Raw genomic sequence first — 23789 nt, 5'->3', positions numbered from 1 at the left:
CCGCGCAAGCCTGGTCTGGCAGTTTAGATCTAGATCGGCGCCGTCCGCTAACACGGATTCGGCCTGTCCCGATTCAGGAGGTGGTCGTGCTCCCGACGTCCCGCGGACCCCAGGTCGGTCTGCTCGGCCCGGTCCAGGTCGTCCGCGGCGACGGCGTGGTCCCGGTTCCGGCACCCAAGCACCGCGTCGTCCTCGCCATCCTCGCGATCAATTCCGGCCGCCCCGTCCCGGCGGACCGGATCATCGAGGAGCTCTGGCAGGGCTCCGAGCCCAAGTTCGCCCGCAAGACGTTGCAGGGATACATCTGGCGGCTGCGCCGCGTTCTCGGCGAGGACCTGCTCACCCGAGGGGGCGGCTACGAACTGCGCGGCACCCCGCAGGGGACGGACGCCGCCCGCTTCGAGCGGCTGCTGGCCGAGGGCCAGCGGGCGCTCCGGACCCGTGAACCGGCCCTGGCCCGCGGGCGGCTGGACGCGGCGCTGGCGCTCTGGCGCGGGCCCGCGCTCGCGGACGTGCCTGCCGGCCCGATGATCCGGGCGCACGCCGACCGGCTGGAGGAGGCGCGGCTGCTGGCCGTCGAAGCCATGCTGGAGGCCGATGTCGAACTCGGCCGGCAGGCGGCGACGATCCCCGTGCTTCGCGAGCTCACCGCCGCGCACCCGCTGCGCGAGTCGCTGCACGCGCTGCTCATGCTCGCCTTGTACCGGTCAGGACGCCAGGTCGAGGCCCTGTCGGTGTACGCCGGCCTGCGGGCGACGCTGATCAGCGAGCAGGGCCTGGAGCCGGGCAGGGCGGTGCGGGAGCTCCATCGGAGGATCCTCGCGGCCGACCCCGCCCTCGACCGGGCGCTCTAGTCTGCGGAGATCGATCTGGCACGCCGCCGCAGTGGCCTGGCAAGGTAGTCCTGGCGCGTCACCCCAGGTCTGCTTCCTCCCGGATCTCCAGGACCGTGCCGGGCCGATCCAGCTCGAGCAGCACGATCTCGTTCTGCCCGGCCCGCAGCAGCGGCGCCGGGACGTAGAGGGTGCGCTGCGGGCCCTTGTCCCAGTAGCGGCCCAGCAGGACGCCGTTCACCCAGACGTACCCCTTGCCCCAGCCGGGCAGCGCGAGGAACGCGTCGGCGGGCTCGGCGACGTCCAGCTCGCCGCGGAAGAACGAGCGGGCCTCACCGATCACCTCCGCGCGGAACGGCACCGCCGAGACGTCGCCCAGCGGGATCGGCGTCGCGGTGCCGCCGTGCAGATACTGGTGCTGGTGCAGCACCCCGCCGAGCAGCCCCTTCCGCTCGCCCATCAGCGGCCCGTAGTTCGGCCTGCCCATGGATTCCACCAGCAGTTCCACGGTGGCTGGGCCGGGCACCCGCACTTCCGGCGCCGGCTGGTCCCGCTCCAGCACCGCGACGAACTCGCCGTCCACGAAAAGGTGGGCGCGGTCGCGCAGGTCCGGCACGGCGAGCGGGTACGGCTCGCGGGGCCCTGGCACGTCCATCCGGTAGAGCACCAGGCCGTGGTTCAGGCCCAGTTCCTCGAACGACGGCGGGACCGGGGCCGTCACCTCGGGCAGGGCGATCGCCTCCAGCGCGTCGCGCAGCCGTACCGACGCGGTGGGCGCGAACGTCGCCGGCAGCAGGGTCGCGGGCGGCGGCGGCACATCCGGCAGGTCCTTCGCGTAGCGCGACAGCACCTCCCGGTAGCGCCAGTACTTGTCCGTGGCGGCGCCGCGCTCGTCGATCGGCGCGTCGTAGTCGTAGGACGTCACGATCGGCCGCCACTCCCCGGACGCCATCTCGCCGGTCAGGTTCGCCCCGGCCCAGGTGCCGGGGTTGCTGCCTCCGTGCGCCATGTAGAGGTTGACCGAGGCGCCTGCCGCGAGCACGCGTTCGAGCACGTCGGCGGCGTCCTCGGCGTCGCGCACGACGTGCTGCTGCCCCCAGTGGTCGAACCAGCCGCCCCACAGCTCCATGCAGAACAGCGGATCGCCGGGCCGGTGCGCGCGCAGCGTGGCGAACGCCTTCTCCGGGTCGGAGCCGAAGTTCACGGTGGCCAGCACGCCGGGCAGGGTGCCGCCGGTCAGGAACAGGTCGCTGGGGCCGTCGGAGGTGAAGAGGGGGACCTCGACGCCGCGAGCGGCCAGCCCGTCGGCCAGGTGGCGCAGGTAGGCGCGGTCGGTGCCGTAGGAGCCGTACTCGTTCTCCACCTGCACCATGATCACATTGCCGCCCCTGGTGACCTGGCGCCCGGCCACCTCCGGGATGATCCGGTCGAGGTACCGGTCAACGTGCGCGAGGTATTCGGGGTCGCTCGTCCGGATCCGGCCGGTGATCCAGGCGGGCAGGCCGCCGTTGTCCCATTCGGCGCAGATGTACGGCCCGGGCCGCACGATGGCCAGCAGATCCTGCTCGGCGGCCGCGTCCAGGAACGCTCCGAGCTCCGCCACCCGGTCGAAGACGCCCGGACGGGGCTCATGCAGGTTCCAGGGCACGTAGGTCTCGACGGTGTTGAGCCCCATCGCCCTGAGCATGGCCAGGCGGTGCCGCCACTGTCCGGGGTGCACGCGGAAATAGTGCAGCGCCCCGGACAGGACCCGGAACTCCTCCCCGTCCAGCCGGAACGCGCCCGCCTCTATTGTGAAATTACGCATTTGTCCTCTTCCGGGTAGGCTTTCGCGGTCCCGAGCATGGCCGAGCGGGCGGCGGCAGGCCATGGACAAACCGCCGGCATTTATTGGATTTGACGTGTGCGCTGGGGAGAACGGACCGATGGCGTTCCGGCAGTGGATGCGGTACCTCACACCGGACGCCCGGCACCGCCGGCTGGGGCTGGTCTGCCTCGGCGTCGGCCACCAGCAGGGCATGCTGCCCACGGTGGGGCCGCGCGTCCTCCCCCACCACGTCGCGGTGGTCGTCGACGAGGGGTCGGGCTGGTTCTCGCAGGCGGGCGGGCCACTCACGCAGGTCGAGTCACCCGCGGTCATCTGGCTGCTGCCCGGCGTCGAGCACCATTACGCGCCGCGTGCCCCCGGCTGGAGCGAGTGGTTCGTGGACTTCACCGGACCCGCCGCGCACGCCTACCAGGACCTGGGCTTCGTCGATCCGGAACGTCCGGTGACACCGCTCACGACCGCCGGACCGGCCGTGCACGCCATCGGCCGCATCGCGCAGGCGGTCCGCCGCGGCGGGCCCTACCTGGAGGTCGAGACGTCGGCCATCGTGCACGAGGTGCTCGTCGCGCTGCGGCACGCCCGCGCCGGCGAGGACTCGCTGGGCCATCCGGTCCTGGAGAGCCTGGCCCGCCACGCGTGCCTGCCCGTCCCGATCTCCGAGCACGCCCGGCGCCTCGGCATGCCGCTGGCCGAGCTGCGCCGCGCCGTGCGGCGGCTGGCGGGGATCAGCCCGAAGGACTACGTGCTGTCCATCAGGCTCAACCAGGCCAAGGACCTGCTGGCCGGCACCGATCTGCCCATCGCCGCCGTGGCCCGGCGGGTCGGCTACGACGACCCCGCGTACTTCACCCGGCTGTTCACCCGCCGCGCCGGCCTGCCGCCCAGCGAGTTCCGCGCCCAGCAGTATCGGGGTTTTCCGGCGACGTGACCACCGCTGATGATCCGCCGACCTGCTCAGCGGACCTCGGCGTGCCCCCGCTGATCGCCACCGCCGGCAGGGATCTGTCGCAGCGGCTCTCCCCGCCGGGGGGAGTGTGAGAATAGGCACTTCTGCTGGATTCGTTCGAGTGTTCTAGGAGAGGCGATGTACCTGGTCACGGGTGCCACCGGCAACGTCGGTTCAGAGTTGGTCACCGCGCTGGCCGGTGCCGGCGCACCGGTGCGCGCGCTGGTCCGCAGGCCGGACACCCCGCTGCCGGAGGGAGCCGAGGCCGTGCTCGGCGACCTCAACCGGCCCGACAGCCTGGCGGGGGCGCTCGACGGCGTACGCGGGATGTTCCTGCTGCCGGGATACGAGGACGCCGCCGGGCTGCTGGCTCGGGCGCGGGACGCGGGCGTGCGGCACGTGGTCCTGCTGTCGGGTGAATCGGCCGCGCTGGAGGACATGACGAATGCGGTCTCCCGCTACATGACGCTGGCCGAACGTGACGTGCGCGCTTCTGGGCTGTCGTGGACGTTCCTGCGGCCCCGGGCCTTCATGTCCAACGCGCTGCGCTGGTTGCCGCAGCTGCGGGCGGGAGACACGGTGCGCGTGCCGTTCGCGAACGTGCGGGCCGCGTGCGTCGACCCCCGCGACATCGCGGACGTCGCCGCCCGGGCGCTGGCCGGCGATGGGCACGAGGGCCGGATCTACGAGCTGACCGGCCCGGAGTCTCTGCTGCCCGCCGACCAGATCGCCGTGCTGGCCGGCGTGCTCGGCCGGGATCTGCGCTGCGTGGGCCTGTCGGATGAGGAGGCACGTGCCGACATGGAGCAGGCCATGCCCCCCGAGTACGTCGCCGCCTTCTTCAGCTTCTACAGCGACGGCACGCTCGACGAGTCGAAGGTCCACCCCGACGTGCTCGAGGTGACCGGCAGGCCGCCCCGCACCTTCGCGCAATGGGCCACCGCCCACGCCGAGGACTTCCGCTGACCGAGCGCGGCACCTGCTCGGCCGCGGCCTTGACGGTGATCTTGACGGGTGCCGAAGCACCGAAGATGATCAGTGCCACCGCCTCCGAAAGGCAGTAGATGCGAAACCTCCTCCGGGCCCTGATCGGGTCGGTCCTGTTATGCGCGGCGACCCTCGGCGCGATCCCCGCTTCCGCGGCGGTGACCGTCACCGTGGACGCGCTGTCGACCAGCCTCGCCGCGCCCGTGGCCCACCGCCCGATGACCGCGACCGCCAAGGTCAGCGCCTCCGGCACGGTGGCCGTCCAAGCCCTGACCATCGCCGTACGGGACTCCGCCGGCGACATCGTCGACTTCCCCGGCGCGATCGCCACCACGCTCTCCACGACCGTGACGACGTTCACCACGGAGCCCAGGGCCTATCCGGCGGGCACGTACACCTACTTCGTCGCCTACCTGGTCGACGACGTCTGGACGGAGCTGACCCCGCGCAAGACGTTCACCGTGGCCGCCAACCCCGTGACGTTCGAGCAGGATTTCACCGGCGCCGCCGGCCTGGGGCCGAACGCCGGCCTCAGCAGCCCGGTGTGGTTCAACGACCCGTGCTGGCGGCAGGCCTGCACCGGCAGCATCGCCGAGTACAAGATGGACCACGCCAAGCTCGACGGGCAGGGCAACCTCGTGCTCACCGCCGACGACCAGGTCACCCCCGGCGCCATGTGCGGCTGGAAACCCGGCACGGACCAGAGCTCCGAACCGGACCTGCCCTGCCGGTACGCCTCCGCCCGCCTCACCATGCTCGACTGGGAGAACAACGAGGGCCTGCCCTCATGGTCGCAGGCGGGAGGCCATCTGGAGGTGCGGATGAAGGCCCCGCTCGGCAAGGGCCTGTGGCCGGCGTTCTGGACGGTCGGCGGGAACAACGCGCAGGTCGGCTGGCCGCCGAGCGGCGAGATCGACGTGGTGGAGACGCTCGGGAACCACCCGACGCTGGTCGAGCAGCACGCGCACGGCGGGCCGGAAGGCGGCGACATCAACTTCGGCGACAGCACCGAGCTGCCCGAGGGCGAGAGCATCGCCGGCTGGCACACCTATGCCGTGGACTGGGACAACAGCGCCACCGGCTACATCAAGTGGTCGATCGACGGCGTAGTGACCCGCACCATGACCGCCGCCGCGGCCGACTCCGCCTGGAACCTGTCCTTCCGGCACCCGCACGCCCTCATACTCAACCTGGCGGTCGGCGGCGGTGACGGCTGGGTCGGCGACCCGGACGCCGACACGGTGTTCCCCGCGCGGCTCGTGGTGGATTACGTGCGCGCCTACCAGAAACCGCTGGCATAGAGGCGATGACGGCAGCGCCTGGTCGCGGCCGGAGTCGCTGAGCGAGCGGAGTGCCTAATCGCGGCTCGAGTCGCTGAGCGAGCGGAGCGTCTCGGCGTGCCGGGCGCGCTGGGCCAGGCCGTGGTCCAGCGCGGCGATCGGGCGCGGCACGCACGGCTCGTCGCGCAGTTCGGCGGCGCGGATCCGGTCCAGCCGGAAGCCCCGGCCCGCGCTGCGGCTGCGGCACCATCCCAGCAGGTACCAGTCCCCCGCCGCGGCCAGCAGGCCGCTGGGCTCGACCTCCCGCTCGCTCGTGCGGCCAGCGGAGTCGGCGTACCTGATCCACGCCACCTGCTGCCGCGCCACGGCCTGCTCGACGGCGTCGAGTACGTCCGGCGCGGTACGAGCGGGCAGGATGTGGATGCGCCCGGTCAGGGCGCGCACCTCCGCGGCGGCGGACTCGCCGAGCGCGGCGGCCAGCTTGCGCATCGCGGCCGGCCCGGCGGCCGAGAACGGCGTGCCGTCCTCGGCTCCGGCCAGGGCCGCCGCGACCGCCAGCGCCTCGGCCGCGGTGAGGTTGATGGGCGGCAGCGTGCCGTCACGGTCGACGAACCAGCCGCCGTGCCGCCCCGCCGCGTTGCGCACCGGGACGCCCGTCTCCATGAGCGCCTGGAGGTCACGCTGGACGGTACGCCGGGACACCGCGAACCTGGCGGCCAGCCATCCGACGGTGCGGGGCCGGGGCGCGATGGCGCGCAACTCGTCCACCAGGGCGTACAGGCGCTCGGTACGGTTCATGACGGCTATCAGGTTAGGCCAGGCACCGGCGGACGAACTCCTCCTGCTCGGCCAGCTCCTGCCTGGCCAGCGCCGTCGGGTGCAGCGTGAAACCGTGCCAGCCCTCCACCGCCACCACCAGCTCGGCCGGATTGCCCGCGGCCGACCAGCGGGCGGCCATGAACAGGGTGTCGTCCAGCACCGGATCGGCGGTCCCGACGCTGAACCTGGCCCGCGGCAGGCCGCCCAGCTCGGCGTAGAGGGGGGAGATGTCCGGATCAAGCCGTTCGTCCGGTGACAGCCCCGGAAACACCTTGCTCCGGAACCACGTGAGCATCGGGGCGTTGATCAGCCGGTTGCGCTCGCCCGCCAGGCGGGCGCTGGGCGTGCCATGGGCCAGGTCGTAGGAGCCGAAGCTCAACTGCGCGCCCAGGAACGCCTCGCCGGGCGCCAGCCCGTGCCGGTCGCGCAGCCGCAGGAGGGAGGTGACGGTCAGCCGCGCTCCCGCGGACTCGCCGCCGATGAGCAGCCGCCGCGTGCCGAACTCCCGCTCCGCGTGTTCCACCACCCACAACGCGGCCCGCTCGGCGTCGTCGGTGCCCGCCGGGTAGGGGTGCTCGGGTGCGAGCCGGTACTCCACGCTGAGCACGGCCACCCCGCAGTTGGCCGCCACCTCCCGAAGCCGCTCGTCCTGTTGGTCGGCCGCACCCGCCGCCGCCGTGGTAGTGCAGGAACACGCCCGCCGGGTCGCGCCCGTCCGGCGGCAGGACGACGCGCAGCGGGATCCGGCTCCCGTCGGGCGCGGTCACGGTTCGCCAGCTCACCTCGGGCACCGCGACGGCCGCGGAGAGCCCGGGGGCGAAGCGGCGCGCCGCCCGCGCCGCGACCGGATCGTCCTGAACGTGCAGGGGGACGTGGCTGTCGAGCAGCTGCTCCATGCGGTCGTTGGTGGCCTGGGTCTCGGCCAGTTCCTCGGGGGCGGAGCCGATGAAGCGAATGGTCGATAGTGCGTTCATGCCGGCCAGGTTCTCCGCAGCCCGCGACACCGTACTGTCACGGTTGTGTCGTGATCTCCGTCACTGTCGCCCCCTGGCCCCATCGCGCCGCCGGGGGCCACGGGATCGCGACCCCGTGGCCCCCGGCCGGTTTCTCAGGTGGACATGCAGATGTTGCCCGTCAGACGGGTGCTCTCGACTCGCACGATCTCGATCTTCACCGTGGTCACCTCCCCCCGCATACCGCGCAGGCTGGATTGCGCTGCCACTCGTCGGGGTGATTCGCCACGCAGCCGTGCGCGAAATCGAGGACGAGTGGCCGACCGGCGTGTGCCGGTGGCTCGAAACGGGTCAGGTATCTGAGCACCTCGAAGGCGGCATAGGAGCCGAGCAGCCCGACGACCGGGCCGATGCCCCGGTTGAGCTGCGGCCGGCTCAGGTGGAGGCGCATCGCCGAGATCGCGTTGAGCGTCTTCTCGTCCGGATCCGTGTACGCCGTGACGTCGACCGGATCCGCGGGTACGCACGCGCGGCAGGCGCTGACCCCCGGATCGACGGACCACACCGCGCCGGTGGTGACGAGGAATCCGCCGCGGACGAAGGGCACGCCGTGCCGTACGCAGGCCTGGTTGACCCACAGGTCCACGTCGGCCGGCTGGTCGATGCCGGCGGCCACCACGTCGGGCCTGGTCCGGTCGATGAGCTCGGCGAGCCTGCCGGGCCCGTCGATCGACATGTCGACGGTGTCCACCTCGATGGCGGGGTCGAACGCCCGCACCCACTCGGCGGCGCGGATCACCTTACGCGCGCCGATGTCGTCCCAGCGGTACAGGTACTGCCTGGCGAAGTTCCGCGGGTCCACCTGATCGCGGTCGAGGAGGGTCAGCCTGCCGACGCCCAGTCCGGCCAGGTGCGGGATGACGGTGGAGTTCAGCCCGCCGGTGCCGAGCACCAGCACATGTGACTCCCGCAGCCGCCGCCGCAGGTCCGCACGGCTGCGGTCAAGCGTGGCGAACGATTCGAAGAAGGCCAGGTTGCTGAAGTGCCTCTCGGCTTCGTCCGGGTCGAGCCCGCCCAGGCGATCGCCGTCCTCGACCAGCCCGTGGGCGTTCAGCGCCTGTACGGCGGCCTGCACGTCGGCCACGTCGGCCGTCAGGATGTCGGCAAGATCCTCGACTGTCCTGCCGCCCTCGCCGAGCAGGGTCAGCAGTTTCTCCACCGAGCCGTCGGGATCGGCCAGGAGGAACTGGTCGCGCGGATCGTAGACCAGGCGCAGCCGGTCGCCGGCCCGTTCCCAGGAGAGTCCTTTGAGCTGTGGTCTCATCGATGGTGCCTCGTTCATGTGCCGTTGGCGACCAAACTTCGCACCGGCCCGCACGGATCGCGCATGGATCCTGCATGGATCTTGGTGCTACGGTCTGGGGCGTGCCTGCGCCCGATGTCCGGTATCTCCTTCTCGGTCCCCTGGAGGTCTCGGTCAGCGGCCGTGCCGTGCACCTGACCGGCAGGCAGCGCGCACTGCTGGCGACGCTCCTGCTCGAACCCGGGCGCGTCGTGCCCGCGGGGCGCCTGGCCACCTGGCTGTGGGGGGAGAGCCCGCCGCCGACTTCCGCGCCGCGCATACGCGCGCTGGTCGCTGAGGTCCGGCGCGCTCTGGGCCCCCTGGGACAGTCGATCATCCTCACCCGCAGCCCCGGTTACCTGGCCGAGGTCGGACCGGGCGAGCTGGACGTCGCCGAGTTCACCGACCTGGTCGAGCGTGCGCGCCGCGCAGGCGCGGAGGCTGTGCCGATCTACGACAGGGCGCTGGCGATGTGGCGGGGCGAGCCCTTCCCCGACCTGACCGGTCTCGCCGCCCAGACCGAGCGCAGCCGCCTCGTGGAGCTGCGGGTCGAAGCGGCCGAGCGGCGGGCCGAGCTCCTGCTGGAGCGCGGCCACGGCGAGGACGTCGTCGCCGGGCTGCGCAAGCTCGTCGCCGAGCAACCGTTGCGCGAGCGACCGCACGAACTGCTCATGCGGGCGCTCCACCTCGGCGACCGGTTGCCCGAGGCGCTGGCGGTGTATCGCGATCTGCGTAACCGGCTCGTCCGCGAGCTGGGCGTCGAACCGTGCCGGGAGCTCCGCGACCTCCATCAGCGGTTGCTGACGGACGAGGGCCGCCCGCGCAGGACCCAGACGCCACATCAGTTGCCGCACGGTCTGCCCCGTTTCGTCGGCCGTACGGAAGCGCTGCGACGCCTCGACGCGGCACATCGGGTGGCCGTCGTCGGCCCCGCCGGGGTGGGCAAGACGGCGCTGGTGCTCCATTGGGCGCACCGCGCGGCCGAGCGCTTCCCCGACGGGCAGCTCTTCATCGACATGCGGGGGTTCGGCCCGGCTGAGCCGAGGTCGCTGCCCGAGACGCTGACGCTGCTCCTGCAGGGACTGGGGCTGACAGCCGCGGACATCCCGGTCGACGTGGACGCGCAGACTGCGCTCTACCGGACCCGCCTCGCGGGCCGGCGGGTGCTTGTCGTCCTGGACGACGTCGCGGATCCGCGGCAGGTCCGCGAGTTGCTGGCCGCCCCTCCCGGTTGCCGGATCGTCATCACCAGCCGTGATCGCCTCAGCGGGCTGGTGGCGGTGGACGGCGTCGAGCGCATCGCTCTCGACGTGCTCGACGAGGACGAGGCGCTGCGCCTGCTCACCCAGACCGTGGGGGCGGACAGGGCGCGCCACGATCCGGACGCCGCGGCCGAGCTCGTACGGCTGTGCGGCCGGCTCCCGCTCGCGCTCTCCATCGCCGCCTCCTGGGTCGGGGAGTACGTCCATCGGACGGTGGGTGACTGCGTTCACCGGCTGACGGCGCGGGGACGCATGACCGGACTGCGCGTGGACGGAGACGAGAACGTGGCCGTCCGGGCGGCGCTCGACGCGTCGAACGAGGCGCTTCCCGCGGACGCCCAGCGGATGTTCCGGCTCCTCGGGCTGGCGCCCGGCGCCGAGATCTCCGTCGCCGCGGCCGCCGCGCTGGCCGGAACGAGCGACACCAGGGCGGAAGAGCTGCTGGGCACGGTGGCGCGCATCCACCTGGTCGAGGAGTCCGGTCCTGGCCGGTTCGCCGCTCACGACCTCGTCCTGGAGTACGCCGGACAGCGCAGCCTCGAGGCCGACGCGCCCGCCGAGCGCGAGGCCGCCCTGCGGCGCCTGCTCGACCACTACCTGCGCCTGCTCGTCGCAGCCACCGAGGCCTGCGGCTTCCAGACCCCGCGCTCGCCCCGGGGCGAGGGCCCGCCGTTCAGCGATCCGGCCGAGGCCGCCGCCTGGTTCGACGGTGAATGGCAGAACCTGGCCGCCGCCGTGTCGCACGCGGCCGCGCACGGCCCGCGGCCGTACGCCTGGCTGCTGGTCGAGGCCGCTCAGGAGCTGCTCCATCACCGGGCGACGCTCGGGGAGCGGCTACGGGTCGCGGGGATCGGGCTGAACGCCGCTCAGCAGGAGCAGGATCTCCGGGGACAGGCCGCGATGCACCTGGTCCTCGGCACGACTCGATGGCGCATGGCCGATCTGAAGGCGGCCTTGTGGGAGAGCGAGCGTGCGCTGGCCCTGAGCCGTCAGGCCGGTTGGGAGCAGGGCGAGGCGATGGCGCTCCTCGCCTGCGGGGTGACGCTCAAACGGCTGGGACAGCCGGAGCAGGCGATTCCGCACTACCTGCGGGCGGTGGCACTGCACCGCGCGTCGGGCGACGCGCACGGGGAGATACGCGGCCTCGGCAACCTGGCCTCCGCCTACATCCTGCTCGCGCGGCTGGAGCGGGCCGAGGAATGCCTCCACGCCGTGCTGCCCCTCGCCCGCGAGTCCGGCGACCGGCACATTCAGTCGCTCACTCTGGTCAACCTCGGCCTGGTACGCCAGCAGCAGGCGCGGTTCGCGGAGGCGACGGAGGCCCTGGAGGAGGCGCTGACCGTGTCCCGCGCGGCGGGCCTGCGCTACGCGGAGGGCGTCGCCCAGGAAACGGCCGGCATGGTGCACTGCGCCGCGGGCCGTCACGAGCAGGCGATCTCCGCTTTCACCGCCGCTCTCGACATCGCCGTGTCGGTCGAGAACGGCGACTCCCAGCTGGCCGCACTGCTCGGCCTCGCGGAATCGGAACTGCGGCTCGGCCGGCTGGACAGCGCCTTCGGACATCTCGGCACCGCCCGCCGGTTCGCCGAGGAGTCGGGCATGAGCACCGGTCAGGTCCTGCTCGGACTCGCCCGCGCCGAATATGTCGTACGAAACTATGACAAGGCGCGCGAACTGGCCGGCCGATCCCTGTCTCTGAGCCAGAACCACAGCCCGCTGGACGTGCCGCGGCTCCATGCCCTGCTGGCGGCGATCCACCTGGCGCAGGATGCGGGTGAGGAGAGCATCCGGGCTGCCGAGCAGGCAGCGGACCTGGCCGCCCGCTCAGGACAGCGGCTGGAACAGGCCCGCGCGCTGCTGATTCTCGGACACGCCCGGCAGCTGGCCGCCGACCAGGAAAGCGCGCGAAGGAGCTGGCAGCAGGCACACGAGCTGTTCACCGTCATCGGGACGCCGGAGGCGCACCTGACCGCGTCGCTCCTGCGATGACGGAAAAGGACGACGCGGGCCCGCAGCGGTGGGCGATCATGGAGGCATGCTGCGCATCCTCGGCCTGTCCGCGGCCGAGCAGGCACTCTACGAGGCGCTGGTGGAGCACTCCCCCGTCACGCTCGAAGAGCTGGACCGGCTCGCCGCCCAGCACACCCCAACGGGGCTGACCGGCGCCGTCGTCATCAGGCTCGAGGAGCTCGGGCTGATCGCCCGGCTCCCCGAGGATCCGCCCCGGTGCGTCGTCGTCCCGCCGGAGATGGGGCTGGACGCGCTGATCCGCGAGCGGGCCCGCGAGCTGGCCGACGCCCGGCTGCGCGTCGCCCAGCTCTCCACGCGCTACCACCGGACCACGGCCGCGCAGGAGTCCGGCGGGCTGGTGGAGGTGGTCATCGGGCGGGAGGCGGTCCTGCGCCGGTTCGAACAGCTCCAGCGCGGCACGCGCCAGAAGATCCGCGTGTTCGACGCGCCGCCGTACGCGGGCGTCGTGGGCGGGAACACCCAGGAGTTCGACCTGCTGAGCCGCGGTGTCGACTACCGGGTCGTGTACGACAGGCGGGCCATCGAGGTGCCGGGGACCTTGCAGGCCATCGCCGACTACGTCGCCGCCGGCGAGCAGGTCCGCGTCGGCGACGTCCCCATGAAGCTGGTGCTCAGCGACTATCCCATGGCGCTCGTGCCGCTCCGCCACGACCTGCAGATGGTCGAGTCCGCCCTCGTCGTGCACGACTCGACGCTGCTGGACGCGCTGACGGCGCTGTTCGAGATGTACTGGGAGCGGGCGGTGCCGCTGCACGTCAGCCACGGACGCGCGCAGCTGGCCGAGACCACGAGCCCGACCGGCGCGCAGCGGGACCTGCTCGCCCGGCTGGTGGCGGGCCAGACGGACAAGGCGATCGCGGCCCACCTCGGATGGAGCGACCGCACGGTCCGCCGCCACGTCAGCGCGATGATGATCCAGCTGGACGCCCAGACCCGTTTCCAAGCCGGCTACCAGGCCGTCCTGCGCGGGTGGCTGACCGACGAGAAGAGCCCGCAGCATGACGCACCCACCGCATGACGGCCCCGGCGGCAGAGCCGGGCACGCACTCGGCGCGGCGGGGCTCACGCCGGACGAGGAGGCGGTGTACGAGCTGCTCGTCGACTGCTCGCCGGCGACGCCCGCCCGGGTCGCGTCGCTGGGCGCGGCGGCGGGACTGCGTCCGGAGGTCCTGCCCGGACTGCTCGGGACGCTGGAGGCCAAGGGGCTGGTCACCAGGTCCTCCGACGAGCCGCCCCGGTATTCGGCCGTCGCCCCGGAGGTCGCACTCGACGTCCTCCTGGTCACAGCCGAACGGCAGCTGCTCCAGGCCCGCGAGCGCGCCGCCGAACTCGACCGGGCCTACCAGCGCCGCGCCACCGAACAGGCGCCTCCGGTCGTCGTCGAGGTCGTGACCGGCCACCGGGCGGTGCAGCAGCGGCACACGCAGATGCAGCGGGCGGCATCGCAGCAGTTGCGCTGCTTCTCCAAGCCGCCCTACTTCGACCCGCAGGGCAGCGTGGCGGCGCAGCACGAGCTGCTCGCCCAGGGCGTCACCGTACGCATGATCTACGAGCGGGAGTTCGTCGACCGGCTCGGGGCGCTGCGCCAGATCGAGACGATGATCGGGGCGGGCCAGCAGGCGCGGGTGCTGCCCAGCCTGCCCATGAAGCTCTACCTCATGGACGACCGCTTCGCGCTGCTGCTCCTGCGGCACCAGCCCGACGATCCCGACGCCGACGCCGCGCTCGTCGTCCACCCGTCGGGCCTGCTCCAGGCTTTGAGCCGGCTCTTCGAAGGCCTGTGGCAGCGGGCTCTGCCCCTGCGCCTGCGCCCGCCCGCGCCCGGCGCCGCGTCGCCTCGCACCCGCCAGCCCGGCCACGACGACGAGCGGCTGATCGCCCTGCTCGTGGCCGGGCTCACCGACGAGGCCATCGCCCGCCAGCTCGGCATCGGCTCCCGCACGGCGGAGCGCCGCATCGCGGACCTGATGAGCCGGCTCGGCGCCCACACCCGCTTCCAGGCGGGCGTCCAGGCGGCCTTCCGCCATCCCCCGGCCACGGATTGACCTGATCTGCACCTTGCCAAGCAGGCGCTGAGGAGAGATACGTGGAAGAAGATCCATGTCCCATGGAGGAGACGTGTCGGTGATTCCCGGACCACCCCCGCGAGGTGACGGCGGGCTGCATGACATCGCTTCCGCGGGCGGCCTGCACGCCTACCAGCTGCGGCTGCACGCTGAATACGGGCCGGTCGTACGCTTCGAGCTGCCCGGCGCCGCCTCGGCGGTCTCCGTCGCGGACCCGGTGCTGCTCGAGGCCACCGCCGGGATCAACAAGCGGCCGGAGGAGCTGTTCGAGTTCCTCGCGCCGCTGTGTGAGGCCGGCAACCTGCAGACCCTGCCGGCGGACGAGCACACGCCGTGGCGCCGCGCGGTGCTGTCCGTGCTGGCCGGCCGCCGCTCGCACGAGACCCACTTCGCCGGCCTGGCCGCGCTGGCCGGCGACCTGGCCGACCAGTGGGCGGAGCGCGCCGGCGAAGGACCGGTCGAGCTGCAGAAGGACCTGAGCGCGCTGTCGCTCAGGATGATCTGCCAGTACGCCCTCGGCAACGGCGTCGACGACCCGGAGGAGGTCGTGGCGGCCTTCGAGGTCGTGCTCACGGAGTACCTGGGCCGCCTGTACCAGCCCGCCGACCCGGGCACGGAGGAGCAGGGACGGAAGCGCGCGCAGGAGGCACTGACCTACCTGCGCACAGTCGTGAACGGCGTGCTCGCCTCCGCCCGGCCGGACGGCAACGACCTGGTCGCGGCTCTGGCCGCGGCCGGGATGAGCCCGGCCCGCATACGGGACACCGTGTTGATGATCATGCTTGCCGCCCACCACACGACCGGCGTGGCGGTCTCGTGGACCCTCCACCTGCTCTCCCGGCACCCCGCTGAGGCGGAACGGGTCACGGCGGAGATCGACCAGGTGCTGGCCGATCGTGACACGCCTGAGTACGCCGATCTCAAACGGCTGCCCCGGCTGCAGATGGCGCTCAAGGAATCGATGCGCCTGTATCCGCCGGGTCCGTACGGGGCTCGCCAGACCACCGAGGAGCTCGTCCTGGCCGGCTACGAGATCCCCGCCGGGACGACCATCTTCTACCCGTTCTGGGCCGTCCACATGAACCCGCAGTACTGGCCGGATCCAAAGGCGTTCATCCCTGGCCGGTTCGCTCCGGAGGAGGCCGCCAGGCGGCCGCGCTACGCCTACATCCCGTTCGGCCTCGGACCGCGCAGTTGCGAAGGCGCGAGCCTGGCCATGGTGGAGGCCGAACTGGTGCTGGCGATCCTGCTGCGGAGATTCCGCTTCCAGCCGGCCTCCGGGCACGACGTCGTCCCCGTCGAACGGTTCGTCTTATGGGCCGCGGACGGCATCCGTATGAACCTGACGCCACGACCAGCACCCCGGTGACCTGGTCCCGCCGCCCGGCCCGCGCCTACTTGATGCGGCCGTGCAGGAGTTCGACCAGTGTCGCGTGAGTCCGCTCGATCGGCCGGTCCGGATGCAGGGCGCGGCGCTCGATGGCGACCGTCAGGACCATGCCGAACACGGCCGTCGCCGCCGTCTCCACGTCCAGATCGGCCCGGATCTCGCCGTTCGCGGCGGCCCTGCGCAGCACGTTCGCGTAAACGCTGAGCGCGCGCTGGCGCAGCTTCGCCACCGCCTCCTGCCACACCGTGTGCCACATCTCGGCCAGCAGCACCCGGGCGAAGGCCCCGTGCTCCTCGAAGAACGTGAGCTGGCCGAGCACCACCGAGTCGAGCGCGTCCAGCGCGCTCTCCCCGGTGTCGGCGCCGGCCAGCGCCTCGGCGAGCTTGCTGATCGAGTGCTCGAGCAGCGCCTCGAACAGCCCTTCCTTGCTGCCGAAGTTGTAGAACACGGTGCCCTTGGCCACCCCCGCCCGCTCGGCGATGGCGTCGACCGTGGTGGCCGCGTACCCCAGCTCGGCGATCAGCTCCACGGCCGACCTGAACACCTTCTGCCGGGTGTCCTGCCGGCTCCCGCGTCTGGCGGTGCGTTCACTTCGTTCGCTCACAGTGCCAGCTCCGGGTGCAGGCGCTTGACGGACCAGCTGCGGCCACGCTCCACGGCGAGCGTGGTGAGCGGAGCCCGAGTACGAGGAAAGCCGACAGCACGCCGCAAGCCTGCCACACCACGGTCGGATCGCCGCCGCTGATCAGCCTGCGCAACGCCGACACCACCCAGCTCATCGGCAGCCACGGCGAGATCGTCTGGAAGAACCCGGGCGACGTCTCGATGGGGTACGTCCCGGCGGCCGAGGTGAGCTGCAGCATCAGCAGCGCCAGCGCCACGACCCGCCCGGGCGGGCCGAGCAGCGCGTTCACCGCCTGCACGACCGCCATGGACGCGGCCGCCGCGAGCAGCAGCAGCCCGATGACCCCGGCCCAGTGCGCGGCCTCCAGCCCGAGCCCGAAGCGCAGCACCGTCACCAGCGCGCCCACCTGCGCCGCCCCGAGCGCCGCCCCCGGCAGCCAGCCCGCCAGCGCGATCCGCACCGCGCCCGTGGTGCCCGCCAGCCGCCGCCGGTTCAGCGGTTTCAGCACCATGTACGCGATCATCGCACCGACCCAGAGCGACAGCGGCAGGAAGAACGGCGCGAAGCCGGTGCCGTAGTTGGGCACCTCGTTGTCGACGGTCTTGGCCAGCCGGACCGGGTCGCTCATCACGTCCGCGCGGGCGTCGCGCTGCTCCTTGTCGTAGTCGGGAATCCGGGCGGCGCCGTCGCCGAGCCCGCCGGCCAGGTCCTTCGATCCCTCGGCGAGGCCGGTCATGCCCTTGTCCACCTGGCCCGCGCCGTCGTGGAGCCGATCCACGCCGGTGCGCAGCTCGCTCGCGCCGTCGCTCAGCCTGACCAGCCCGCCGTTCAGCCGGCCGATGCCGTCCGTGACCTGGCGGGAGCCGTCGGCCAGCGCGGTCGCGCCCTGGTAGAGCCGGTTCGCGCCGGTGGCGGCCGTGCCCAGGCCCGCGTGCACCTTCGCGGCACCGCCGGCCAGCTTGCCCAGACCCGCGTCCAGGGCGTTGAGCTGGTCCCTGGCGCGGTCCAGCCTGGAGCCGAGCCCGGGCGCCGCAGCCGCGATCTCGCGAGCCTGCTTCGCCAGCTCCCGCGCCTGGTTCCTCAGGTCCGCGACGGCGTCGCTTCCCGTGCCGCTGCCGGCGCTCGCCTGGGCGGCGTCCTGGGCCCGGTCCGCCTGAGTGGCGGCCCGTCGCGCGGCGGCTGCCGCGTTCCGCAGCAGTTCGCGCACCTGGGGGTCGGCGTCCGCGCCGAGGCGGTCGATCGCGGCCTGCGCCTGCGAGCTCGCCTCCCTGGCGCTGTCGGCCGCGCCGCTCGCCTGGGCGTTCGCCACGCGGGCGCGGTCAGCACCCGTCAAGGCGGCGCCGGTCGTCCCGCCGCTGCCGGCGACCTTGTCGGCGGCGGCGGCGACCGCCTCGGCGGCCTCGGAGATCTTGGGACCCCATTCGTCCAGCACGGGGACGTACGTGTCGGCGAGCTGGTTGACCGTGCGGGTCTGGGCGTGGACCTGCTGGTATGCCTGCCTCGCGCCGGAGCTGAGCGGAGCCGTTCCTTCCGCGTGGAGCTTGTTCAGGCCGTCGCGCAGTTGCCCGATCGCCTGCTGTGCCTGTGTGAGGCCCCGCGTGACCTGGGCCGAGCCGTCACGCAGCCGGCCCGTGGCGGTGTTGGCGCTGCTCAGGCCGGCGGAGAGCCGCCGAGCGCCGTTCTCGGCCGTGCCCAGGCCGCTGCTGAGCCGGGAGACGCCGTCACCGAGTCGCACGGCGCCGTCGTGCAACTTGCCGGCGCCCTCGGCGGCGTCCACCGTCTTGTCGTGGATGTCGCCGATCGAGACGAAGACGTTGTCGAAGTAGTCATGGATCGCCGTGCGCTCGGCCGCCGCCCGTACCTCGTTGAACACCGCGTCCGAGACGCTGCCCATGACGTAGCTGCGGCCCGTGTCCACGCGCAGCCCGAGCCGCGCCGGGCTCGGGGCGGCGTCGTCGTCGGCGGGTGAGGCCAGCTTGGCGCTGAAATCGGCGGGCACGGTCAGCGACAGGTAGAAGGTGCCGTCCGCGACCCCGTCGGCCGCTTCCCGCGCGGTGGTCTCATGCCAGCCGAACACATGGCGCTCCAGCAGCTCGGAGGCCAGGTCGCGGCCGGCGTGCAGGGTCCTGCCCGCGGCTTGAGCCGGTTGGTCCTCGACGACCAGCGCGACCGGCACGCGGTCCAGGTTGCCCTGCGGGTCCCAGAACGACCACAGATACAGTCCCGCGTACAGGAGCGGCAGGACCACCACTGCCGCCAGCGCCGCCCGGGTCAGCCGCGACCGCAACAGGCCCTTCACGACAGCTCCACAAGCTGGTCGAAGCGGGCGGGCGGCGCCACGCAGGCGGCCACCACCGTGTGGTCCAGGTCGCGCAGCAGGTCCCACAGCGCCTGCTGCCGGTCGGCGGGCAGGCCCGCGTCCACGTTGTCGGCGACGATCATCTCCGGCTCGTCCAGCAGCGCCAGCGCGACGCCCAGCCGCACCTGCCGCTCCCGGTCCAGTTCCCGGACCAGCACCCGCTCCTGGCCCGCCAGCCCGACCCGCTCCAGAATCTCCTGGTACGGCCGGCGCCGCCGCTCCCGCAGGTGCTCCCCGGCCGTCAGCGACCGGTCCAGATCCGTCACCCCGTCGACCAGCGCCAGCGCCACGGCTCTGCGGATGGCGCGGCGCCTGACGTGCCCGGCGACCTTCAGGGTGCCTTTCGTGGGCTTCATCCGCCCGGCCAGCGTCAACAGCAGGCTCGTCCGCCCGCTTCCCGCCGAACCCGCGACCGCCGTGAGCGTGCCGGCCCCGGCCGTCAACGAGACCTCCGGATACACGCCCTCGACCGCCAGCCCCTCCGCAATGATCAACGTTACTCCCGCAATCTTTATACTGACCAGTCAGTACAAAGATAGGCCCCAGGCGGAAGGACCGCGCCCAAGGAGATGTGGTGGCATTCATCACCTTCCGGCGCCACCACGACGCCTCAGAGCGCGGTCGTTCCCCGGGGCTCCCGGCCCCGGACCGGCACTACGTCCGGCGGACGCGGACGATGTCCGCTCCGCCCGTCGAGCTCACGACGTCGATGCGGACGCCCGCCGTCGCGTCTGTGAAGGACTGCGCCGGCTGGTAGGCGGCGTCGTCGAGCGGCGCGCAGCCGGCGCCCGGTGTGGAGCCGGGCGTCGCGTCCAGGACGCGCAGGGGCCCGCTTCCGGTCGGCGCCGCGGAGTCCACCTTGTAGATCAGCACGCCGGAGGAGCACGCGGTGGAGTCGAGCCCTTCGGCCCTGCGCGATTCGGCGACATAGGCCGTCGTGGGACCGGTACGGACGACGGCCAGCTTGGTGCCACCCTGGCGCTCGACGGGACTCAGCTGGACGGTCCGCTGTCCCTTGGCGTCCAGGCAGGCCACCTGGGAATCGTCGATCCAGCCGAGTTTCCACGAGTGCCAGGCGAAGAATCTCGGCGAGGGGCCGCTGATGAGTCCCATGAGGTCCCAGCCGCCGACGTACCCGTGGGTGTCCCCCGTGAAGGCGTAGAGGTCGGGAAGCCCGAAGATGTGTCCGGTCTCGTGGTTGAGGACCTTGAAGCCCCAGCGCCACATGTCCTGGCCGAAGGTGACGGCCCACTTGACTCGCCGGCCGTCGGCGACGATCCCTGCGGCATTGCGGTCGTAGATGTAGGTGGGCGAGAACTTGATCGCGGGGGCGGCCTTGGTGGCCACCACGTAGACCACGTCGTACTGGCCGAAGTCCACGTGGGGATCCGCCGCGGCGACGGCCTGGCGGACGTAGAGCTCGTGCTGTTCGAAGCTGATGCCGCGGTCGAATCCATAGGTGGTGGAGTCCTGCGGCATGCGCAGCCATCGGTGAACCGGGGTGATGTCGAGCCGTACGCGACCGTAGGAGGCCTCGCGCAGCCAGTCGGCGCCCGGCGTCAGCTGTGCCGCGTCCGTGGCGGTGGACTCGGTGGCCGGCGCGTCGGGGAAGTCCACGAACAACATGGCCGCCCGCACCGTGCCCGCCGCCCGGCGAAACTGGACCCGGTCCGTGTCGTGGCCCTCGTCCGTCCATCCCGTCTGACCTGGCAGGGCACACGCGGCGGCCGGCGCGTGGCGTCGCGCGCCGGTCTGCTGCCGGATGGTCGCCTGGGCCGGGACCGCGGTGAGCACGACCACGGCAGTGGTGACCAACGACACCAGGACACGCCTCCGGCGCGCGACGGCTCGACGTAGAGCAGAGATGTGTAACATATGACGCACTATTGCAGGCGAACAGCCGATCCGCCACGGGGAGCCGGAGCCGCCCAGTGAAGCCGGCTCGACGGCCACGCCGGAGGCTTCCGCTTGAGCGTGGTCTCGGCTGTGCCCACGGCGCAGCGGGTGCCGGGTGGGGGCACGGCCAGCGAGATCAGGTACTGGTCGAAGATGTCCGTCTGGCACTTGTCCTTGCCGTAGATACGGTGCCCCCAGCCCTCGTAAGTGAGCAGCACCGCCTTGGGACCGAGCTGGCGGGCCACGTTGGCGGACCAGCCGTACGGCGTGGCAGGGTCGTGCAGCGAGCTGCCGAGCAGCAGCGGGGCGCTGCCCGTGTACCGCAGCCGATGCGGCGGGTTGGTGGTGGGGTAGTTCAGGCAGATCGGCATGTCATCGATCGGGTACGGGTGATACCGCATGTCGGGGGCCAGTCGTGCGGAGCTGCGCATGAGAGCGGCGTACTCCCGGTAGTTGCGCACCCGGAGGTTGTAGTCCTGGCACAGCACCGCGGTCGGCAGCACCGCGACTTCCCCCGCCACGGGCTGCCGGCCCGGCAGCGGCGGCAACCAGTCCGGCAGCGGCCCCCCGGCCAGGGCGTTGATCACCTCGCTCAGCAGGCGCCAGTCGGGCCCCTCGTTGCCCAGCACGCCGTTGTAGATGACCTGCAGCTCGGTCATCGGGCGATCCGTCACGCCCGGGTAGTACAACTCACCGCGTCGCGCCTTCGCCAGCAGGTCCTGCCAGATCGCGCGGATGTCACGCCCGTGCAGGACGCAACTGCTGTCGGCCTCGCACCAGGCGGCGAACTCGTCGAACCCGTCCTCGGCGGCGATCGCCTCGGTGTAGAGGAACCCCTTGACGCCGAGGCTGTGGTCCATGTTGCTGTCGAGCGCGAGCGCCCGGATCCGGCCCGGGAACAACTCGGCGTACATCTGCCCGATCAGGGTGCCGTACGAGATCCCGTAGTAGGTGAGCCGCTCCTCGCCGAGGGCGGCGCGGAGGGCGTCCAGGTCACGCGCGACGTCGGCGGAGTCGACGTGGTCATAGAGCGGACCGGTACGGGCCCGGCAATCCTTGTGCAGCTTCCTGGTGAAGGCGTTCCAGGCGTCGAAGTCGGCCTGGCTCGCCATGACGGTGTGCGGCATCTGGTTGTACACGGACGCGGAGCAGATCACCGGGTTGCTGCGGCCCACGCCCCTGGGGTCGAAGCCGACGATGTCGAACCGCCGCTGGAGCTCCTCGGTGAAGAAGCCGGGGGCGCCATAGGCGGCCTCCACGCCCGACACGCCCGGGCCACCCGGGTTGATCACCAGGGAGCCGATCCGGGCGGCGGGGTCGGTGGCCTTGCGCCGGGCGACGGCGAGGTCGATGGCCGGCCCGTTCGGCTCGGACCAGTCGATCGGGACGGTCAGCGTGCCGCACTCGGCGGCGGGCTCCTCCTCACAAGGCGCCCAGGCGATGCCGCTCTGCCCGGCGGCCGCCGTGGCTCCTGCAGCGGCGGCGTTGGACATCGGAACGGGTAAGAGCACCAGCGTCAGTAAGGCGGCGAACAGAGATGATCTTCTTCGCACGTTGCTCCGATCGTCGGTCGAACGGCCGGCCTCCGTACGTCGCGCCGGCCTGATTTCGATCATCCCAGTCCGGCGCCCGGCCGGCCGCGAAAACCGGCCGGCATTCCCTACATGTGGTGGTGGGCGGCGGGGATCGTGCGGGAGATCTGGTTCTCGGTGCCCGGCTCCACGATCACGAACTGGCCCATCATCCCCGAGTCCTCGTGCCGGAGGATGTGACAGTGGTACATGTAGGGAGTCCGCGGATCGGTGTGCCGGCCGAACTCGACGGCGAGCCGGACGGTCGTCTTCGACGGCACGTAGACGGTGTCCTTGTGGCCGGTGGCGTAACCGGGCGGGGCTGATCCGCCCACGTCCAGGATCCGGAAGGCCACCTCGTGGATGTGGAAGTTGTGGGCGTAGACGCTGTTCTCGATCTCCCAGATCTCCGTCGCCCCGGCCGGCACCACCTCGTCGATCCGGGTGGGATCCATCTCCTTCCCGTTGATGGCGTCGTGCCCGTTGAGCTTGAAACGTCGCACCCTGGCCCCCGCGGGCACGGCGATCGGCGCGGTTCGCGCCAGCCGTGCGGGCAACGGCTGGGAGTCGGCGAGCCGGGCGGCGGCAACGATCTTCAGCAGCTCGAGGTCACCCTCGTCGATGTCCGCTGAGCCGCCGACGCTGCGCAGCACGACCTGCTCGCCAGGGGCGAAGTCCACCACGATCTCCATCCGCTCACCAGGCGTCAGCGACACCCGGTCCGCCGTGACCGGGGCGGGCAGCAGACCGGCGTCGTTGCCGACGACATGGAACTTCCGGCGGTCGGAGAACGCGAGGTTGTACATGCGGGCGTTGGATCCGTTCAGGATCCGGAACCGCGCCCGCTCGGTGGTGACGTTGACGAACGGGTCGTAGGTGCCGTTCACCAGGATGTGGTCGCCGAGGATGCCGAAGGTGCCCTTCAGCGGGTCCCCGGCCAGGGAGCCGTCCGCGGCGAAACTCTTGTCCTGCAGAATGAGCGGGATGTCGTCGACCCCGTAGCGGTCCGGCAGCTCCACCTCGACGTCGTCGTCAACGATGAACATCCCGGCGAGCCCGCGGTAGACGTGCATGGCCGTCTTGCCGTGCGGGTGCGGGTGGTACCAGGAGGTGGCGGCGGGCTGGTCGACGGTCCAGTGCGGCCGCCACGTGGCGCCCGGTTCGATCGGCTGATGCGGGCCTCCGTCCATCTTCGCCGGCAGCCGCATGCCGTGCCAGTGCACCGTGCTGGTCTCCGGCAGCCGGTTGGTGACCGCCATCTGGATCTTGTCGCCTCTGGCCGCCCGGATCGTGGGTCCGAGGAACGAGCCGTTGAACCCCCACGTGGCGGTCGACGTGCCGGGCAGGATGCCCACCCGGCCGCTCTGCATGGTGAGCTGGAACCGCCGCACGCCGCCCTTGCCGGGCTCGGGGCGGAGCAGGGGCGGGATGCGCAGCTCAGTGCGGAAGCCCGGCTTGCCTGCGGGGCGGGACGCCCCTGCCTCCGATGACGAGCCGCAGGCGGCGGTGAGACCAGCGAGCGCGGCGGTCGTCAGGAACCGCCGGCGGCTCATGCCGTGCATGGTGATCAGTCCAATTCTGTCGATCTTCATGGTTCGATC

The 23789-nt window shown here is 72.1% G+C and carries 17 protein-coding genes and 1 pseudogene; 8 read left to right on the top strand and 10 right to left on the bottom strand.

Going from position 1 to position 23789, the window contains the following annotated elements:
• The first annotated feature begins 86 nt into the window (after nucleotides 1–86).
• On the top strand, nucleotides 87–854 hold the full coding sequence (locus ACIBVN_RS01330) for a BTAD domain-containing putative transcriptional regulator (RefSeq protein WP_397131377.1): 768 nt from the start codon (nucleotides 87–89) through the stop codon (nucleotides 852–854).
• Nucleotides 855–912: 58 nt separating this feature from the next.
• Here the strand turns inward: ACIBVN_RS01330 and ACIBVN_RS01325 are convergent, their stop codons facing one another.
• Nucleotides 913–2640: a beta-galactosidase family protein gene (locus ACIBVN_RS01325; RefSeq protein WP_397131375.1), complete on the bottom strand. Its 1728-nt coding sequence runs from the start codon at nucleotides 2638–2640 to the stop codon at nucleotides 913–915.
• 118 nt (nucleotides 2641–2758) lie between these two features.
• Between ACIBVN_RS01325 and ACIBVN_RS01320 the strand changes: the two genes are divergently transcribed.
• The 3 genes from ACIBVN_RS01320 (at nucleotide 2759) to ACIBVN_RS01310 (ending at nucleotide 5895) form a co-directional block, all read left to right on the top strand.
• Nucleotides 2759–3589, top strand: a complete 831-nt coding sequence (locus ACIBVN_RS01320) for a helix-turn-helix transcriptional regulator (RefSeq protein WP_397131373.1) — start codon at nucleotides 2759–2761, stop codon at nucleotides 3587–3589.
• Between the two features lie 156 nt (nucleotides 3590–3745).
• Nucleotides 3746–4573, top strand: coding sequence for an NAD(P)H-binding protein (locus ACIBVN_RS01315; protein WP_397131371.1), 828 nt, complete (start codon nucleotides 3746–3748; stop codon nucleotides 4571–4573).
• Nucleotides 4574–4671: 98 nt separating this feature from the next.
• Nucleotides 4672–5895 carry a family 16 glycosylhydrolase gene (locus ACIBVN_RS01310; protein ID WP_397131369.1) on the top strand — a complete coding sequence of 408 codons (1224 nt, stop codon included), beginning with the start codon at nucleotides 4672–4674 and terminating at the stop codon, nucleotides 5893–5895.
• Nucleotides 5896–5949: 54 nt separating this feature from the next.
• Here ACIBVN_RS01310 and ACIBVN_RS01305 read toward each other — a convergent pair whose 3' ends face one another.
• The 3 genes and pseudogenes from ACIBVN_RS01305 to ACIBVN_RS01295 all read right to left on the bottom strand — a co-directional run bounded on the left by ACIBVN_RS01305 (nucleotide 5950) and on the right by ACIBVN_RS01295 (nucleotide 8970).
• Nucleotides 5950–6672, bottom strand: coding sequence for a helix-turn-helix transcriptional regulator (locus ACIBVN_RS01305; protein ID WP_397131367.1), 723 nt, complete (start codon nucleotides 6670–6672; stop codon nucleotides 5950–5952).
• Between the two features lie 13 nt (nucleotides 6673–6685).
• Nucleotides 6686–7348, bottom strand: a pseudogene (locus ACIBVN_RS01300) (alpha/beta hydrolase fold domain-containing protein); the annotation flags it as partial.
• A gap of 524 nt (nucleotides 7349–7872) precedes the next feature.
• Entirely contained in the window at nucleotides 7873–8970 is a 1098-nt protein-coding gene (locus ACIBVN_RS01295) for a HesA/MoeB/ThiF family protein (protein WP_397131365.1), read from the bottom strand.
• A 101-nt stretch (nucleotides 8971–9071) separates the two neighbouring features.
• Between ACIBVN_RS01295 and ACIBVN_RS01290 the strand changes: the two genes are divergently transcribed.
• The 4 genes from ACIBVN_RS01290 to ACIBVN_RS01275 all read left to right on the top strand — a co-directional run bounded on the left by ACIBVN_RS01290 (nucleotide 9072) and on the right by ACIBVN_RS01275 (nucleotide 15716).
• Nucleotides 9072–12239, top strand: a complete 3168-nt coding sequence (locus ACIBVN_RS01290; protein WP_397131363.1) for a BTAD domain-containing putative transcriptional regulator — start codon at nucleotides 9072–9074, stop codon at nucleotides 12237–12239.
• A gap of 46 nt (nucleotides 12240–12285) precedes the next feature.
• On the top strand, nucleotides 12286–13299 hold the full coding sequence (locus ACIBVN_RS01285; RefSeq protein WP_397131361.1) for a LuxR C-terminal-related transcriptional regulator: 1014 nt from the start codon (nucleotides 12286–12288) through the stop codon (nucleotides 13297–13299).
• Nucleotides 13280–14326 (top strand): hypothetical protein, encoded by a 1047-nt coding sequence (locus ACIBVN_RS01280; RefSeq protein ID WP_397131359.1) that lies wholly within the window; start codon nucleotides 13280–13282, stop codon nucleotides 14324–14326. The genes ACIBVN_RS01285 and ACIBVN_RS01280 overlap by 20 nt, the downstream gene beginning before the upstream one ends.
• A 73-nt stretch (nucleotides 14327–14399) precedes the next feature.
• Nucleotides 14400–15716 carry a cytochrome P450 gene (locus ACIBVN_RS01275; RefSeq protein ID WP_397131357.1) on the top strand — a complete coding sequence of 439 codons (1317 nt, stop codon included), beginning with the start codon at nucleotides 14400–14402 and terminating at the stop codon, nucleotides 15714–15716.
• Between the two features lie 25 nt (nucleotides 15717–15741).
• Here the strand turns inward: ACIBVN_RS01275 and ACIBVN_RS01270 are convergent, their stop codons facing one another.
• The 6 genes from ACIBVN_RS01270 to ACIBVN_RS01245 all read right to left on the bottom strand — a co-directional run bounded on the left by ACIBVN_RS01270 (nucleotide 15742) and on the right by ACIBVN_RS01245 (nucleotide 23780).
• Nucleotides 15742–16341, bottom strand: a complete 600-nt coding sequence (locus ACIBVN_RS01270; RefSeq protein WP_397131355.1) for a TetR/AcrR family transcriptional regulator — start codon at nucleotides 16339–16341, stop codon at nucleotides 15742–15744.
• A complete protein-coding gene (locus ACIBVN_RS01265; RefSeq protein ID WP_397131353.1) occupies nucleotides 16325–18661 on the bottom strand; it encodes a YhgE/Pip family protein in 2337 nt (778 codons plus the stop codon). The genes ACIBVN_RS01270 and ACIBVN_RS01265 overlap by 17 nt, the downstream gene beginning before the upstream one ends.
• On the bottom strand, nucleotides 18658–19215 hold the full coding sequence (locus ACIBVN_RS01260; protein ID WP_397131351.1) for an ATP-binding cassette domain-containing protein: 558 nt from the start codon (nucleotides 19213–19215) through the stop codon (nucleotides 18658–18660). Before ACIBVN_RS01260 ends, ACIBVN_RS01265 begins: the two co-directional genes overlap by 4 nt.
• A 160-nt stretch (nucleotides 19216–19375) precedes the next feature.
• Nucleotides 19376–20542 (bottom strand): M6 family metalloprotease domain-containing protein, encoded by a 1167-nt coding sequence (locus ACIBVN_RS01255; protein WP_397131349.1) that lies wholly within the window; start codon nucleotides 20540–20542, stop codon nucleotides 19376–19378.
• Nucleotides 20543–20604: 62 nt separating this feature from the next.
• Entirely contained in the window at nucleotides 20605–22128 is a 1524-nt protein-coding gene (locus ACIBVN_RS01250) for an alpha/beta fold hydrolase (RefSeq protein WP_397131347.1), read from the bottom strand.
• Nucleotides 22129–22277: 149 nt separating this feature from the next.
• Nucleotides 22278–23780 (bottom strand): multicopper oxidase family protein, encoded by a 1503-nt coding sequence (locus ACIBVN_RS01245; protein WP_397131345.1) that lies wholly within the window; start codon nucleotides 23778–23780, stop codon nucleotides 22278–22280.
• Between the last annotated feature and the right edge of the window lie 9 nt (nucleotides 23781–23789).

It is taken from the genome of Nonomuraea sp. NPDC049400 (genome assembly GCF_044466425.1).
Lineage (GTDB): Bacteria > Actinomycetota > Actinomycetes > Streptosporangiales > Streptosporangiaceae > Nonomuraea.
The sequence above is the reverse complement of the archived record's forward strand: the minus strand, read 5'-3'. Positions and strand labels throughout refer to the sequence as shown.